We start from the raw sequence: 14704 nt of genomic DNA on the forward strand, positions 1-14704 counted from the left end.
CGAGCGTCGGGACCGCTGCCCCGTGCCCGTAAGGTGCCAGGCATGAGCATCATCGGGGTCGGTATCGACGTGGCCGAGATCGACCGGTTCCGCGCGTCGCTGGAGCGTACGCCGGGGCTGGCCGAACGGCTCTTCCTGGAACGGGAGTTGCTGCTGCCGAGCGGCGAGCGCAGGGGCATCGCCTCGCTCGCCGCCCGGTTCGCCGCGAAGGAGGCCCTGGCGAAGGCCCTCGGCGCCCCGGCCGGCCTGCACTGGACGGACGCCGAGGTGTACGTCGAGGACAGCGGGCAGCCCCGCCTGCGGGTGGGAGGCACAGTGGCGGCGCGGGCGGCCGAGCTGGGAGTGCGGTCGTGGCACGTGTCGTTGAGCCATGACGCCGGGGTGGCCTCGGCGGTGGTGGTGGCCGAGGGCTGACCGGCCCGGGTGCGGCCACGGACGTTTACGGGGCAGACTCGACGCCATGCGGACTGCGTACAGCGTGGAGACGGTAAGGGCGGCCGAGCGGGAGCTGATGGCCCGGCTTCCGGAGGGCGCGTTGATGCAGCGGGCGGCCGCCGGGCTGGCCGCGGCCTGCGCCGACCTGCTCGGCCGGGTCTACGGCAGCCGGGTCGTGCTGCTGGTGGGCAGCGGGGACAACGGGGGCGACGCCCTGTACGCGGGGGCCCGGCTCGCCCGTCGTGGCGCGGGCGTGAGCGCCGTACTGCTCGCCCCCGAGCGCACCCATGGCGAGGGCCTGACCGCGCTGCGGCGAGCCGGCGGCAGAGTGGTAAAGCCCGGTGCCGCCGAGGCGTTGATGCAGCGAGCGGACCTCGTGGTCGACGGCATCGTCGGCATCGGCGGCAAGGGTGGCCTGCGCCCCGAGGCCGCCCCCCTGGCCGAGCTCGCCGCCGACGCCCGCGCGGCCGTCGTCGCCGTCGACCTGCCGAGCGGCGTCGAGGCCGACACCGGCGAGGTGCGCGGCGCCGCCCTCCCGGCCGACCTGACGGTGACCTTCGGTACGCACAAGCCGGGACTGCTGATCGACCCGGCACGGGAGTACGCGGGGGCGGTGCGGCTCGTCGACATCGGCCTGCGCAGCGCCCTGTCGGCGGAGCCGGACCTGGAGGCCCTGCAACACGCCGACGTGGCGGAACTGCTGCCGGAACCCGGCGCGGCCAGCGACAAGTACCGCCGCGGCGTCGTCGGCGTCGTCGCCGGTTCGGCGCGCTACCCGGGCGCGGCCGTACTCGCCGTCGCGGGCGCGCTGCACGGCGGCGCCGGTGCGGTCCGCTACGTCGGCTCGGCGGCGGAGGCGGTCATCGCCCGCTTCCCCGAGACCCTGGTCTCCGACGGCTCCCCGGCGAAGGCGGGCCGCGTGCAGGCCTGGGTGGTCGGGCCCGGGCTCGGGGACGGCACCGGCGCCGACGAGGTGCTGGCGTCGGACGTGCCGGTGCTCGTCGACGCGGACGGGCTGCGGGGCCTGGACGCCGACGCCGTACGGGCCCGGCGCGCTCCCACCCTGCTCACCCCGCACGCCGGTGAGGCGGCCGCACTTCTCGGCGTCCCGCGCGAACGGGTCGAGGCGGCCCGGCTCGACTCGGTGCGCGAACTGGCCGCCAGGTACGGGGCGACCGTGCTGCTCAAGGGCTCGACGACGCTGGTCGCCGACGCGGACAGGGGACCGGTGCGGGTCAACCCCACCGGCACCCCGTGGCTGGCCACCGCAGGCAGTGGCGATGTGCTCTCGGGCCTGGCCGGAGCGCTGCTCGCGGCCGGACTCGACGCCCGCGACGCGGGATCCGTCGCCGCGTACCTGCACGGACTTGCCGGGCGTTACGCCGCCGACGGTGCCCCGCTGACGGCGTCCGGGATCGCCGGGGCGCTCCCGGACGCCTGGCGTGACGTACAGCGGTAGGAGGCCTACCAGTTGTCCGGCCGCACCTCGTAGGTGAGCTGGTAGTGCGAGCCGTCGCCGCGGAACTCGGCCGGCCGCTCGCCCTTGTTCGCCTCCGAGGGACTGATGTGCCAGTCCCCGAGGTGGTCGTCCGGGTCGAAGTCGTCCTTGTCCCACAGGGACACGATGCCGGCCTCGGAACCGACCAGCGAGAACACTCCACCGTTGATGTCGGTCTTGACGTCGCCGTTGTTGATGTCACCGCGGAGCTCGGGGTGCGCGACGGGCGCAGGCCGCCGCCTGCCGGAGCGGTCTGGTGCGGCCCGGCTCGTCCCCGCCGCCGCCCGTCGGGTGACCCGGGCGGCGGCTGCCGCGTGCCGCGACCCTCTCGGAGGCTCACAGCGATTCCCTGAACCCGTGACCAAAGAACGCATGATCGTACGAGAGGGCACGCGACGCCGAGGAGCCGTCACGGGCCTGGTCCTCGCCGCCGCCCTGACCCTGGGCGCCGCTCCGCCCGCGGACGTGGCGCACAGCGGCGCCGGCGCCGCGGCCTGCACCGGCCGGACCGGTCCCTACCAGCGGCAGGTCGAGCGGTGGCTGAAACTGCGGGTGGACGGAAGGCAGTCCGGCGGTGACTGCGTCGCCGTGCGCGCGTTCCAGCGGCGGCACGGGATCAAGCCCGACAGCGGCTTCGCGGGAGCCGTCACCTGGGGCACCATGCGGCTGATCTCCGCCAGGAAGAACCCGAACGCCGCACGGAGGTGCCCTGTGCGGTCGTACCGCATCGCCTGCGTGGATCTGAAGCGGCAACTGACCTGGGTGCAGAAGGGGAAGCGGGTGCTGTGGGGGCCCGCGCCGATGCGCAGCGGGCGGGCCGGGTACCGGACCAGGACCGGGTGGCACCGCGTCTACTGGAAGCACAGGAACCACTGGTCGTCGATCTATCACAGCCCCATGCCGTACAGCCAGTTCTTCGACCGGGGACAGGCCTTCCACGCCATCAGCGGCAGCATCTACGACCCGAACGGCTCGTGGGGCTGTGTGAACCTGCGGCTCGCCGACGCCCGCACACTGTGGCGCGTCCTCAAGAAGGGCGACCGGGTGTACGTGTGGGGGCGCAGGTCCGGCACATGAGGCGTACGGACGGGTAGGGGCGCTGTCGGACGCCTCTGAGACACTGGGGGCGCGATGACTGAGACAGCACCACTGCGCGCACGCGCAGAGATCGATCTGGCCGCCCTGCGGGCCAACGTGCGGAGCCTGCGCGCCCAGGCGCCGGGCGCGGCCCTGATGGCCGTGGTCAAGTCCGACGCCTACGGCCACGGGGCGATTCCGTGTGCCCGCGCGGCCGTCGAGGCGGGCGCCGGCTGGCTCGGCACGGCCACACCCCAGGAGGCCCTCGCGCTGCGCGAGGCGGGCCTGCCCGGCCGGATCATGTGCTGGCTGTGGACACCCGGAGGCCCCTGGCGAGAGGCCGTCGAGGCCGACATCGACGTGTCGCTCAGCGGCCTGTGGGCCCTGCGCGAGGTCACCGCGGCCGCCCGGGAGGCCGGCCGGACCGCCCGCGTCCAGCTCAAGGCCGACACGGGCCTCGGGCGCGGCGGCTCGCAGCCCGGCGACTGGCCCGACCTCGTCACCGAGGCCCTGCGCGCCGAGCGCGAAGGCCTGGTGACCATCACCGGCCTCTGGTCGCACTTCGCCTGCGCCGACGAGCCGGGCCACCCCTCCATCCAGGCCCAACTCACCCGCTTCCGCGCGATGGTGGCGTACGCCGAGGAGCAGGGCGTCCGCCCCGAGGTGCGGCACATCGCCAACTCGCCCGCCACACTCACGCTCCCCGAGTCCCACTTCGACCTCGTCCGCACCGGGATCGCGGTCTACGGCATCTCACCGGGTCCCGAGGTCGGCACACCGGCCGACTTCGGACTGCGCCCCGTGATGACGCTGAGCGCGTCCCTCGCCCTGGTCAAGCAGGTCCCGGGCGGTCACGGCGTCAGCTACGGACATCACTACGTCACCCCCGGCGAAACGACCCTCGGCCTGGTCCCCGTCGGCTACGCGGACGGCATCCCGAGGCACGCTTCCGGCACCGGCCCCGTGCTGGTCGGCGGCAAGTGGCGCACGGTCGCGGGCCGGGTCGCGATGGACCAGTTCGTCGTCGACCTCGGGGGAGACCAGCCGGAGCCGGGCGCGCAGGCCGTCCTGTTCGGGCCCGGCGACCGCGGCGAACCCACCGCCGAGGACTGGGCTCAGGCCGCGGGCACGATCGCTTACGAAATCGTCACACGCATCGGAACCCGCGTCCCCCGCGTCTACGTGAATGTGAACGAGGAACAGAACAGGTAGCCCTCGTAGAGGTGTACGACCCGGCGCGTGCCGGGAAGCGGACTCCAGTGGCCACGGCTGCTTCGGTGACTCAGGCGGTCCAGGTGACTGCGATGGCTCCGGTGAGCGCAGTGACTCCAGCGGGTCCGGTGACTCCAGTGATTTCAGTGACTCCAGCGAAAAGGAGCGGTACGTGAGCGAGAGCAGTGCGGAGGCGGTCACGAGCGCCGTCACGGCGGCCGCCTCCGCCGCCCAGAACGCGGGAGCCGTCGGGACCTGGCGCAGGGCCGGTCTCGCCGGTGCCGCGATAGGCGTGGTCGCCGCGGGCGCCGCCGCCGGTGTCGCGCTGGAGCGGCTCACCGTCGGCCGCGGCATGCGCGCCAAGGCCCGGCTCGCCCTCGACTCGACCGGCCCCTTCGGCTCGCTGCGCGGCACCCCCGGCAAGGCGTACGCCGACGACGGCACCGAGCTGTACTACGAGATCGACGACATCGAGCAGGACGCGACGTTCACCCCGCGCCGCCGCAGGCTCTTCGGGCGCAAGGCCCCGGCTCCCGTCACCGTCGTCTTCAGCCACGGCTACTGCCTCAACCAGGACTCCTGGCACTTCCAGCGGGCGGCGCTGCGCGGTGTCGTACGCACCGTGCACTGGGACCAGCGCAGCCACGGCCGCTCCGGGCGGGGCGTCGGCCAGGTGCAGGACGGCACACCGGTCTCCATCGACCAGCTCGGCCGCGACCTGAAGGCGGTCATCGACGCCGCCGTACCCGAGGGCCCGATCGTGCTGGTCGGACACTCCATGGGCGGCATGACCGTGATGGCGCTCGCCGGCCACTACCCCGAACTGGTTCGCGACCGCGTCGTCGGCGTCGCTCTCGTCGGTACGTCCTCGGGCCGGCTCGGCGAGGTCAACTTCGGGCTGCCGGTCGCGGGCGTCAACGCGGTGCGCCGCGTACTGCCCGGCGTACTGAAGGCGCTGGGGCAGCAGGCCGCGCTGGTGGAGCGGGGACGGCGGGCCACCGCCGACCTGTTCGCGGGGATCATCAAGCGGTACTCGTTCGCGTCCCGGGACGTGGACCCGGCGGTCGCCAGGTTCGCCGAGCGGATGATCGAGGGCACGCCCATCGACGTCGTCGCCGAGTTCTACCCGGCGTTCACCGAGCACGACAAGACGGAAGCCCTGGCGCGCTTCACCGAGCTGCCGGTGCTCGTGCTGGCCGGGGTCGGCGACATGGTGACCCCGAGCGAGCACAGCGAGGCGATCGCGGACGCTCTGCCGGCCGCGGAGTTGGTACTGGTGCCGGACGCCGGACACCTGGTGATGCTGGAGCACCCGATAGTCGTCATAGACCGCCTCGCCGATCTGCTCGCCCGCACGGGGGCGATGCCAACCACAGCTACCGTGGGTGGCTGTGACTCCGCCTCCTCCTGACGGAGGTGGCTTCCAGTCTTCGACTGCGGTCCAGCCCGAACCGGCCCCTTGCGGGGCGTGACCAGTGTACTACTGCAAGTGAGTGACGATGGAAGAAATCGCAACATCACATGCCCCGATGCCCAGCGGCGTCACCGTTCGCCTCACCGTCAACTCCCCCGAACAGATGCAGGAGTTGGGCCGTCGGCTCGCCAAGCTGCTGCGCCCGGGCGACCTGGTGATGCTCAACGGCGAGCTCGGCGCGGGCAAGACGACACTGACCCGCGGGCTCGGCGAGGGGCTCGGCGTCCGGGGCGCCGTCACCTCCCCGACCTTCGTCATCGCCCGCGTGCACCCCTCCCTCGTCCAGGGCCCGCCCCTCGTCCACGTGGACGCGTACCGCCTCGGCGGCGGGCTCGACGAGATGGAGGACCTCGACCTCGACGTCTCGCTCTCCGACTCGGTGATCGTCGTCGAGTGGGGCGAGGGCAAGGTCGAGGAGCTGACCGACGACCGGCTGCACGTCGTCATCCACCGCGCGGTCGGGGACACCACGGACGAGGTACGGCACGTCACGCTCACCGGGCTGGGGGAGCGCTGGACGACGGCCGACCTGAGCGTGCTCTCGGCCTGACCGTCGCCGGAGAAGTCGGAACATGAATGTTCCGACAAGACGTCGGCAAGATGTTGCGTACGGCGTCCCGGCCGTGGTCACATGGATACCAGCTCGTAGTTAGGTCTACCTAACCACGCTTGCCCCCGGCCCCAGGAGGCGTCCATGTCGGCATCGGAACGAGACGAGACGCCGGCGCGCGTGACGGGCGCGGTGTCGATGCGGGATCTGCTGGCGTCGTGCGCGGCGGCCGACGCGGTGTCCACACCGCCGCGGGCACCCGTCGCCGAGACGCGCAGGAGTGAGCAGCCCCGCAAGGCCGCGTAACGCTGTCGGAGGTATCGGCGTCACGCCGTGTTGCCGCACTGACGTGCGGTGATGGCGCCGTGGTCGCGCCGTCGCGCCGTGTCGTGGCGTGTGTTGCGGTCCTACTGGACGACGACGACCTTCTGGCCGATCGTCGCGAACTCCCACATCGCGTCGCCGTCCGCGCGGGACTCGCGGATGCCGCCCGTCTTGGCGGCCGGGTCGGGCGCGCCGGTCGAGCCGCTGACGGCGGCGCTGAAGCCGATCGCCACGCCCTGGCTGGTCGCGAAGCGCACGACGTGCTCGATCGGGGTGCCGTCGGAGCCGGTCACGGCGTTCGAGCGGGACGTCACCCGGTACGTGGCGGGCGTCGGGTCGACCGCGCTGGGGGTGACCTTGAAGGTGCGCCGGGGCTTGCCGTTCGCGCCGACCAGCCAGACACGGTTGTCGCCGGTGGAGTAGACGACGCGCTCGCCGGTGCCGGACTGCTCGGGCAGCGCCGCCGGGCCCTTCTTGTCCCGCGGGGCCTTCGAGGTGGCGGCCTTGGGCGACGCGCTCTCGTGCGCCTTGCCCAGGTTGTCCGGGACGTTCGCCGACGCCTGGTAGGCGAGGAAGCTGACTGCGGCGACGGCCGCCACGGTGAGCCCGGCCACGAATCCCGAGCTGCTCCTAGCCACCTGGTGTGCCCACCTCTCGTACCACGTTCGAACCCTGTACCTCGTTTGTGGTGACGGTAGCAGCCGGAAAGGGGCAGACCCGGGCGGCCGTGCTCCCGCCCCGGGCGCCGTAGGCTGTTTGCGTGCTCTTGCTAGCTCTGGATACCGCCACCCCCGCCGTGACCGTCGCCCTGCACGACGGCACGTCCGTCGTCGCCTCTTCGAGCCAGGTGGACGCACGGCGGCACGGGGAATTGCTGCTGCCGGCCGTCGACCGCGTGCTCGCCGAGGCCGGGCTGAAGCTCGACGCCGTCACCGGCGTCGTCGTCGGCGTCGGACCCGGCCCCTACACGGGGCTGCGCGTCGGCCTCATGACCGCCGACACCTTCGGCCTCGCGCTCGGGGTGCCTGTGTACGGCCTGTGCACCCTGGACGGGCTCGCCTACGCGGCCGAGATCGAGGGGCCCTTCGTCGTCGCTACGGACGCGCGGCGCAAGGAGGTGTACTGGGCGCGGTACGAGGACGCGCGCACGCGCGTCACGGAGCCCGCCGTCGACCGGCCCGCCGAGATCGCCGAGACCGTCGCGGGGCTGCCCGCCGTCGGCGCCGGCGCGCTGCTCTACCCCGACACCTTCCCCGACGTCCGCGCGCCCGAGTACGTCTCGGCGGCCGCGCTCGCCGCCCTTGCCGCGGAACGCCTCGCGGCGGGCGAGGACCTGGCCGCGCCCCGGCCCCTGTACCTGCGCCGCCCCGACGCGCAGGTCCCCAAGAACTACAAGGTGGTCACCCCCAAGTGACGTCCGAGCTGCGCGAGATGCGCTGGTGGGACCTCGATCCCGTGCTGGAACTGGAGAAGGAACTCTTCCCCGAGGACGCCTGGTCCCGGGGCATGTTCTGGTCCGAACTGGCCCACGCGCGGGGCCCGGACGCGACGCGACGGTACGTGGTGGCGGAGACGCCCGAGAAGCGGGTGCTCGGGTACGCGGGCCTTGCCGCCAACGGCGACCTGGCCGACGTACAGACCATCGCCGTCGCCCGCGACCAGTGGGGTACCGGACTCGGCTCGCGGCTGCTGACCGAACTGCTGCGGGCCGCGACCGCGTTCGAGTGCGCCGAGGTGCTGCTGGAGTGCCGGGTGGACAACATCCGCGCGCAGAAGCTCTACGAGCGCTTCGGCTTCGAGCCCATCGGGTTCAGACGCGGCTACTACCAGCCGGGGAACATCGACGCCCTGGTCATGCGCCTCACCACCCCATCCGACAGCGGCTCCGCCGCGGGTTCCGCATCCGTACAGGAAACAGAGATCAATGGCTGACGAACCGCTCGTCCTCGGCATCGAGACCTCCTGCGACGAGACCGGCGTCGGCGTCGTCCGCGGCACCACCCTGCTCGCGGACGCCATCGCGTCCAGCGTCGACCAGCACGCCCGCTTCGGCGGCGTCGTCCCGGAGGTCGCCTCCCGGGCGCACCTGGAGGCGATGATCCCCACCATCCAGCGGGCGCTGAAGGACGCGGGCGTCAGCGCGCGCGACCTGGACGGCATCGCGGTCACGGCGGGCCCCGGGCTCGCCGGCGCGCTGCTCGTCGGGGTCTCGGCGGCGAAGGCGTACGCCTACGCGCTCGGCAAGCCGCTCTACGGCGTCAACCACCTCGCCTCCCACATCTGCGTGGACCAGCTGGAGCACGGCCCGCTCCCCGAGCCGACGATGGCCCTGCTGGTCTCGGGCGGCCACTCGTCCCTGCTCCTGTCCACGGACATCACCTCCGACGTACGGCCGATGGGTGCGACCATCGACGACGCGGCGGGTGAGGCCTTCGACAAGATCGCCCGTGTGCTGAACCTCGGCTTCCCCGGCGGCCCGGTCATCGACCGGTACGCCAAGGAGGGCGACCCGGCCGCGATCGCGTTCCCGCGCGGCCTGACCGGCCCGCGTGACCCGGCGTTCGACTTCTCCTTCTCCGGTCTGAAGACGTCCGTGGCCCGCTGGATCGAGGCCAAGCGGGCGGCGGGGGAGGAGGTGCCGGTGCGTGATGTCGCCGCTTCCTTCCAGGAGGCGGTGGTGGACGTGCTGACCCGCAAGGCGGTACGCGCCTGCAAGGAACAGGGCGTCGACCACCTCATGATCGGCGGTGGCGTCGCCGCCAACTCCCGGCTGCGGGTGCTGGCCCAGGAGCGCTGCGAGGCCGCGGGCATCCGGCTGCGGGTACCGCGCCCCAAGCTGTGCACGGACAACGGGGCGATGGTCGCCGCGCTGGGCGCCGAGATGGTGGCCCGGGGGCGCGCCGCCTCGGACTGGGATCTGTCCGCGGACTCGTCGCTTCCGGTGACGGACCCGCATGTGCCGGGACGCGGTCACTCGCACGACCATGTGCACGAGGTCAGCAAGGAGAACCTGTACTCGTGACCGTCGCGCTGATGTGGGAGGCCCGGGCCCTGGACGGCCGTGGCGCCGACCTGCTGGCCTGGGCCCGGAAGCAGGAGCTGGACGGGCAGCCCCTGCGCCGGGAGACCTTCCGCGCCCCGCAGGACCGCGTCCTCGTCATCACCTGGTGGGACGCGGCCTACGACGCCGAGCTCCCCGAACTCCCGGAACCGGACGGTGAGTTGGTGTCCCGGGCGGTGCACCGTTGGCGGTTCGAGTCGGTGGACGGGGACTGACGGACTCCTCCGTCACCGGGGCTCTTCCCTTCGCTACGTCTCGCTCGTCTCCTCCGAGGCCTCCTCGGTGGCCTCAGCGCCCGCGGCCTCCCCGAGGGCCTTGGCGATGCCCGTCTCCAGGGCCTGGGTGGAGATGTGCTCACCGGAGACGTCGACCGCGAGCGCCTCGCCGCCGTCTCGTTGGATGGTGATCTTCATCGAGCGCGAGCGGTCACGCCGCAACCAGAGTTCGACGAGTTTGACCACGGCCCAGGCGGCGGACGGCGCCCCGGGCGCGAGGAGGAGTTCAGAAGGGCCGCCCTTCGCGCCCGAGGCGGGCACACCTCCCTCTTCCACGGAGAGGCCCGGCACCTCCCGGGCGTCACTCGCGAAATCATCGAGAGCCTCTTGCGCGACCGGGTGATCCGCTGTCAGTCCGGCGACCTCCGTGCGGATTCTGATCTGCACTGATTCCGTCATCCCAACCTCCTGTACGGAGATCGCCGAGTACGATACGGGCGATCTACTTGTTGCCTGACGGGCAACATAGCGGAACGGGGGTGGCGGTGTACCGCGCATTGGTGATCTGCAACTCCGTCTTCCCTGCGGACCCTTCCCGATTTCGCGGGCTGGAGGGGCCACGGAAAGACGGGCTGATTCTCTGGTCTTCGCTCACGAATCCTCGAACGGGAAAATTCCGCTCGGAGGACGTGGAAGTCTTCTACGAGCGATCCTCGAAAGAGATCATGGAGCTGGCCGAGGATTTCTTCGCCAAGGGGGAGACGGGGGACACCCTGCTCTTCTACTACAGCGGACACGGGGTTCGGGAGCAGCAGGAGCTTTTTCTCTGCGGCAGGGACTCGGTGCAGAACAGGATGGTCTCCACCGCGGTTTCGGCGGACTCGCTGAACAAGATCATGAAGAAGACGCGGGCGGGCACGGTGGTCGTTGTTCTCGACTGCTGCCACAGCGGCGCCTTCAAGGGAAGAGCCCAGGTCATGCCGGATTCCCTCGCGGGGAAGGGGCGATACGTCATCACCGCGTCCAGCGCGATCGACGTGGCTGCCGACGCGGAATCCCCGGGGGCGGCCAGCCCCTTCACCCAGGCCTTGGCGGACGCCCTCGACGCGGAGCCGGAGGACCTCGACGATTCCGCTGACGTCAGCCTGGACGAGGTGTTCAGGCGCATGAGCAGCCGCCTCTCGGGCAAGTACTCCCTGCCGCGGCGCAAGTTCGACGGATCCGGCGACCTGGCCCTCGCGAAACGCGCCCGCCTCGAACAGGTGGGCGCGCAGGGCGCGTACTCAGCGGATCAGGCGGTGGGCACGGTGCCTGTGTCCGGCCCCGGGAAGGCGGACACGGAACGGCTCACCCTGGGCGTTCACCTGGCCAATCTCACCGCGCGACGCCGGAAGGACTTCTCGTACGGGGACATCATCTCGGGGATGATGTATGTCGTCGTGTCCGTGGCGATCGCTTTGTTGGGGTTGGGAATGGCCACCAATGAGGATTCCCTGCTCTATGGGCACTACAACGATTACAGTCTGCTCGATGATGGTCCCCTGATGGAACCGGATTTGTTTATGCTGTACTCGGCGGTACTCATGGTGTTTTCCGTGCTGCTGATCGTGACATCGCTCGTGGATCTTCATGTCGCGCAGAAGTGTGCCCGGGCGGCCCAGTCGCGCAGGGAATTTCTCGAAATGCTTGGGCGACCCTCTGCCCGGCGTGCACGCGGCGCGCGCGATACGGTCGCCTTCCTGTTCGCCGTGCCGGTCTTCGTCAGTTTTATCAGCGGAGATATGCCGATTCTTCTGTACTCGATTGCCATTACTCTCAGCGGAGCGATTTTCGGGACCGTGTGCATCAGCAGGATCGGTTACGGTGACGCGTCCTATCTCGCGGCCTCGGTGATCGTCCTGGCCGGTGTCTTCACTCCGCGGGCCGAGCTCGGATACGGCAGCTCGAACGATTTCAGTGGTGTGGTGATCGCCCTGCAGGTGATGGGCTTCGCGGGGATGTTCTTCGTGTGGTGCTTCAGGCTTTCTCGCAGGAGTCTCACCCTGGTCGCCCTCTCCAATTGCGTGCCGATCCTCGTCTTCTCCGTGCAGACGGGGATCCTGCCCGGCGTCAGCACACTCGGGGTGGGGCTGGCCCTCTTCGGTTGTGCGCTCGGAGACGGTGTCGCTCTCCCCCTGGGTACGCCCGTAGGGAGATTGGGCGGCGCGGCAGTCGGTCCGATTCGCCTCTTCAGGCAGGTCGTTTCGCCGCGCTGAAGCGCTGTCCGGCCGGACCCGGCCGTGCGCCCTCCCTGTAGCCTTCACGCCGAGCCCGGAATTCCGGAAGGCCCCTGCAAGGTTTCGGCAACGGAGGTGGGCGCGTGGCCCGGGAGAGCATCAAGAACAAGGTGACGATCACCGAGATCGCCCGGCAGGCCGGGGTCTCGGTGCCCACCGTGTCCCGAGTCGTCAACGGCCGCTCCGACGTGTCGCCCGAGACCCGGGCCCGGATCGAGGACCTGCTGCGCCACCACGGCTACCAGCGGAAGGCGAACGCCCCGGGCGACCGGGCCGCCCTCATCGACCTGGTCTTCAACGACCTCGACAGCCCCTGGGCCGTGGAGATCATCCGAGGCGTCGAGGAGGTCGCGCACGCCTCCGGAGTGGGCACGGTCGTGTCCGCCATCCACGGGGCGTCGGGGTCGGCCCGGCAGTGGATGACCAATCTGCGGGCGCGCGCCTCGGACGGCGTGATCCTGGTGACCTCGGTGCTCGAACCCCGGCTGCACGACGAGTTGCGGCGGCTCGGGGTGCCGCTGGTCGTCGTCGATCCGGCGGGCTCACCCTCCCTCGACCTGCCGACCGTCGGCGCCACCAACTGGGCCGGTGGCATGGCCGCGACGGAGCATCTGCTCGGCCTCGGGCACCGGCGGATCGGGTTCATCGCGGGGCCGCCCCGGCTGCTCTGCTCGCGGGCACGGCTCGACGGCTACCGGGCGGCGCTGGAAGGCAAGGGCATCGCCGTCGACGACGCCCTGATCGTGCCCGGCGACTTCTACCACTCCGCCGGCTTCGACGGCTGCAACGCCCTGCTCGACCTGGCCGAGCCGCCGACCGCGCTGTTCGCCTCCAGTGACCAGATGGCGCTGGGCGCGATCGAGGCACTGCGGCGCCGTGGCCTGCGCGTTCCGGAGGACCTGAGCGTCGTCGGCTTCGACGATCTGCCCGAGGTCCGGTGGTCGGCGCCGCCGCTGACGACCGTACGCCAGCCCCTGGCGGACATGGGCAAACTGGCCACGCGTACGGTGCTGCGCCTCGCGCTCGGCGAGGAGCCCGCCTCTCCCCGGATCGAGCTCGCCACCGAGCTGGTGGTGCGGGCGAGTACGGCCCCGCTCGTCTGACGCCCGAGCCCCTCCAGCGCCCCCTGCCTGCGCTTTCGTCACCCGGTCGCCGTCTTGCGGATCTCGTCGCCCCCCGTATTTGTCAGGAGCGTTGACATACCTGTCGTCGGCCCGTAACTTCCGTGCGCACTTGACCGATAATTTTCGGCTCCTTTCCGGAAGGTGTGCGATGCGACCGTTCGGTACGACCTCCAACTTCTCTCGCCGTGGGTTCCTGGCGGCCTCCGCGGCAACCGGCCTGGGCGCGGCCGGGCTGAGCGCGTGCGGCTCCTCGGACGGCGACAGCGGTTCGGGCAAGAAGACGATCGAGTGGTGGAACATCACCACGACCCAGCCCGCGAAGAAGCTGTGGGCCCAGCGCGCAAAGGAGTTCGAAGCCGCGCACCCGGACGTGAAGATCAAGGTCGTCACGATGGAGAACGAGGCCTACAAGTCGAAGATGACCGCGCAGATCGCCTCGGGCAAGCTGCCGGACATCTTCCACACCTGGGGCGGCGGCGTCCTCAAGCAGCAGCTCGACGCCGGACTGGTCGAGGACCTGACGGGCAAGATCCCCTGGACCGCCGACTACGTGCCCGCCTCGATGGAGGCCTACAAGTACGACGACAAGATGTACGCCGTCCCCTTCGACATAGGCGCCGTCGGCTTCTGGTACAACAAGGCGCTCTTCAAGAAGGCCGGCATCACCACGCCGCCCACCACCTGGTCGGCCTACCTCGACGCCATCCGCGCCCTGAAGGCCAAGGGCATCACGCCCATCGCCCTGGCCGGCAAGGAGAAGTGGCCCGGCATGTACTACTGGGCGTACCTCTCGATGCGCGTCGCCGGTCTCGACGCGATGCAGAAGGCCTCCGACGACGCCGACTTCACCGGCGACGACTTCGTGAAGGCCGGCCAGCACCTCAAGGACCTCGTCGCGCTGCAGCCCTTCCAGAAGGGATTCCTCGGCGGGGCCTACTCCGACCCCAACGGCGAAGCGGCCCTGATGGGCAACGGCAAGGCGGCCATGGAGCTGATGGGCCAGTGGGCGCCGATCGTCGAGGCCGACTCCGGCAAGGGCATCGGCAAGGACCTCGGCTTCTTCTCCTTCCCCGCCGTCGAGGGCGGAAAGGGCGCGCTCACCGAGGTGTTCGGCGGGGGCGGCGGCCACGCACTGCGCAAGGACGCCCCGCAGGAGGCGCTGGACTTCCTGAAGTTCTTCGCCGAGAAGGAGTTCGCGGAGAAGCTCGTCAAGCAGACCGGCCTGATTCCGGTGTCCAAGCAGACGCTCGGCGCGCTCACCGACCCCAACCTCACCGCCGTCTCCGAGATGCTGAACAAGGCCACCGGCTTCCAGCTCTACCTCGACCAGGCATACGCCCCCGCCGTCGGCCAGGAGATCAACGACAGCGTCGCCGCCCTCATCGCGGGCTCCAAGTCGCCCGAGCAGGTGACGCGTTCGGTCACGCAGGTCGCCAAGAGCGAGAAGAGCTAGCGCCG

Annotated in this window: 17 protein-coding genes; 14 read left to right on the forward strand and 3 right to left on the reverse strand. The window is 71.0% G+C overall.

All coding sequences use genetic code 11. The features are described from left to right. The first annotated feature begins 42 nt into the window (after positions 1-42). Positions 43-414, forward strand: a complete 372-nt coding sequence (locus tag ABZS97_RS00230) for a holo-ACP synthase (protein WP_356131460.1) — start codon at positions 43-45, stop codon at positions 412-414. Positions 415-460: 46 nt separating this feature from the next. Continuing rightward, complete coding sequence (locus ABZS97_RS00235) at positions 461-1894, forward strand: NAD(P)H-hydrate dehydratase (RefSeq protein WP_356131462.1); 1434 nt, start codon at positions 461-463, stop codon at positions 1892-1894. A 5-nt stretch (positions 1895-1899) separates the two neighbouring features. On the opposite strand, the gene ABZS97_RS00240 is transcribed toward ABZS97_RS00235, so the two are convergent. After that, on the reverse strand, positions 1900-2307 hold the full coding sequence (locus ABZS97_RS00240; protein WP_356131465.1) for a hypothetical protein: 408 nt from the start codon (positions 2305-2307) through the stop codon (positions 1900-1902). Between ABZS97_RS00240 and ABZS97_RS00245 the strand changes: the two genes are divergently transcribed. The 5 genes from ABZS97_RS00245 (at position 2306) to ABZS97_RS00265 (ending at position 6552) form a co-directional block, all read left to right on the forward strand. Beyond that, positions 2306-3010, forward strand: a complete 705-nt coding sequence (locus tag ABZS97_RS00245; protein ID WP_356131468.1) for a L,D-transpeptidase family protein — start codon at positions 2306-2308, stop codon at positions 3008-3010. The genes ABZS97_RS00240 and ABZS97_RS00245 overlap by 2 nt on opposite strands. 54 nt (positions 3011-3064) lie before the next feature. Beyond that, complete coding sequence (gene alr / locus ABZS97_RS00250) at positions 3065-4222, forward strand: alanine racemase (RefSeq protein WP_356131473.1); 1158 nt, start codon at positions 3065-3067, stop codon at positions 4220-4222. 172 nt (positions 4223-4394) lie between these two features. Then, complete coding sequence (locus ABZS97_RS00255; RefSeq protein WP_356131476.1) at positions 4395-5633, forward strand: alpha/beta hydrolase; 1239 nt, start codon at positions 4395-4397, stop codon at positions 5631-5633. 118 nt (positions 5634-5751) lie between these two features. Next, positions 5752-6246 carry a tRNA (adenosine(37)-N6)-threonylcarbamoyltransferase complex ATPase subunit type 1 TsaE gene (gene tsaE / locus ABZS97_RS00260; protein WP_356131479.1) on the forward strand — a complete coding sequence of 165 codons (495 nt, stop codon included), beginning with the start codon at positions 5752-5754 and terminating at the stop codon, positions 6244-6246. A 144-nt stretch (positions 6247-6390) separates the two neighbouring features. Then, on the forward strand, positions 6391-6552 hold the full coding sequence (locus ABZS97_RS00265) for a hypothetical protein (protein WP_356131482.1): 162 nt from the start codon (positions 6391-6393) through the stop codon (positions 6550-6552). 101 nt (positions 6553-6653) lie between these two features. Here ABZS97_RS00265 and ABZS97_RS00270 read toward each other — a convergent pair whose 3' ends face one another. After that, positions 6654-7208 carry a hypothetical protein gene (locus ABZS97_RS00270; RefSeq protein WP_356131485.1) on the reverse strand — a complete coding sequence of 185 codons (555 nt, stop codon included), beginning with the start codon at positions 7206-7208 and terminating at the stop codon, positions 6654-6656. Positions 7209-7330: 122 nt separating this feature from the next. Here ABZS97_RS00270 and tsaB point away from each other — a divergent pair, with 122 nt between their 5' ends. From tsaB to ABZS97_RS00290, 4 genes are read left to right on the forward strand one after another with little or no spacing between them, the layout of a single operon-like run. After that, positions 7331-7984, forward strand: coding sequence for a tRNA (adenosine(37)-N6)-threonylcarbamoyltransferase complex dimerization subunit type 1 TsaB (gene tsaB / locus ABZS97_RS00275; protein ID WP_356131488.1), 654 nt, complete (start codon positions 7331-7333; stop codon positions 7982-7984). 17 nt (positions 7985-8001) lie between these two features. After that, entirely contained in the window at positions 8002-8502 is a 501-nt protein-coding gene (gene rimI, locus ABZS97_RS00280) for a ribosomal protein S18-alanine N-acetyltransferase (protein WP_356131952.1), read from the forward strand. Beyond that, complete coding sequence (tsaD, locus tag ABZS97_RS00285) at positions 8495-9592, forward strand: tRNA (adenosine(37)-N6)-threonylcarbamoyltransferase complex transferase subunit TsaD (RefSeq protein WP_356131491.1); 1098 nt, start codon at positions 8495-8497, stop codon at positions 9590-9592. Before rimI ends, tsaD begins: the two co-directional genes overlap by 8 nt. Then, positions 9589-9846, forward strand: a complete 258-nt coding sequence (locus tag ABZS97_RS00290; protein ID WP_356131496.1) for a hypothetical protein — start codon at positions 9589-9591, stop codon at positions 9844-9846. Before tsaD ends, ABZS97_RS00290 begins: the two co-directional genes overlap by 4 nt. A 33-nt stretch (positions 9847-9879) precedes the next feature. Here the strand turns inward: ABZS97_RS00290 and ABZS97_RS00295 are convergent, their stop codons facing one another. Next, the gene (locus ABZS97_RS00295) at positions 9880-10305 is read right to left on the reverse strand and encodes a hypothetical protein (RefSeq protein ID WP_356131499.1); all 426 of its coding nucleotides are present in this window, start codon (positions 10303-10305) and stop codon (positions 9880-9882) included. 80 nt (positions 10306-10385) lie between these two features. Here ABZS97_RS00295 and ABZS97_RS00300 point away from each other — a divergent pair, with 80 nt between their 5' ends. The 3 genes from ABZS97_RS00300 (at position 10386) to ABZS97_RS00310 (ending at position 14699) form a co-directional block, all read left to right on the forward strand. Further along, complete coding sequence (locus ABZS97_RS00300; protein ID WP_356131502.1) at positions 10386-12101, forward strand: caspase family protein; 1716 nt, start codon at positions 10386-10388, stop codon at positions 12099-12101. A gap of 104 nt (positions 12102-12205) precedes the next feature. Beyond that, a complete protein-coding gene (locus ABZS97_RS00305) occupies positions 12206-13225 on the forward strand; it encodes a LacI family DNA-binding transcriptional regulator (protein ID WP_356131504.1) in 1020 nt (339 codons plus the stop codon). Positions 13226-13394: 169 nt separating this feature from the next. Continuing rightward, positions 13395-14699 (forward strand): extracellular solute-binding protein, encoded by a 1305-nt coding sequence (locus ABZS97_RS00310; RefSeq protein WP_356131507.1) that lies wholly within the window; start codon positions 13395-13397, stop codon positions 14697-14699. Positions 14700-14704: the final 5 nt, after the last annotated feature.

The organism is Streptomyces sp. NPDC005485, from assembly GCF_040606085.1.
Taxonomy (GTDB): Bacteria; Actinomycetota; Actinomycetes; order Streptomycetales; family Streptomycetaceae; genus Streptomyces.

What these genes read in the sequence shown, in the direction of transcription:
- ABZS97_RS00230 (WP_356131460.1), top strand. Translation starts at nt 43, where the DNA reads ATGAGCATCATCGGGGTCGGTATCGACGTGGCCGAGATCGACCGGTTC.
- ABZS97_RS00235 (WP_356131462.1), top strand. Translation starts at nt 461, where the DNA reads ATGCGGACTGCGTACAGCGTGGAGACGGTAAGGGCGGCCGAGCGGGAG.
- ABZS97_RS00245 (WP_356131468.1), top strand. Translation starts at nt 2,306, where the DNA reads ATGATCGTACGAGAGGGCACGCGACGCCGAGGAGCCGTCACGGGCCTG.
- ABZS97_RS00240 (WP_356131465.1), bottom strand. Translation starts at nt 2,307, where the DNA reads ATGCGTTCTTTGGTCACGGGTTCAGGGAATCGCTGTGAGCCTCCGAGA.
- alr (WP_356131473.1), top strand. Translation starts at nt 3,065, where the DNA reads ATGACTGAGACAGCACCACTGCGCGCACGCGCAGAGATCGATCTGGCC.
- tsaE (WP_356131479.1), top strand. Translation starts at nt 5,752, where the DNA reads ATGCCCAGCGGCGTCACCGTTCGCCTCACCGTCAACTCCCCCGAACAG.
- ABZS97_RS00265 (WP_356131482.1), top strand. Translation starts at nt 6,391, where the DNA reads ATGTCGGCATCGGAACGAGACGAGACGCCGGCGCGCGTGACGGGCGCG.
- rimI (WP_356131952.1), top strand. Translation starts at nt 8,002, where the DNA reads ATGCGCTGGTGGGACCTCGATCCCGTGCTGGAACTGGAGAAGGAACTC.
- tsaD (WP_356131491.1), top strand. Translation starts at nt 8,495, where the DNA reads ATGGCTGACGAACCGCTCGTCCTCGGCATCGAGACCTCCTGCGACGAG.
- ABZS97_RS00295 (WP_356131499.1), bottom strand. Translation starts at nt 10,305, where the DNA reads ATGACGGAATCAGTGCAGATCAGAATCCGCACGGAGGTCGCCGGACTG.
- ABZS97_RS00310 (WP_356131507.1), top strand. Translation starts at nt 13,395, where the DNA reads ATGCGACCGTTCGGTACGACCTCCAACTTCTCTCGCCGTGGGTTCCTG.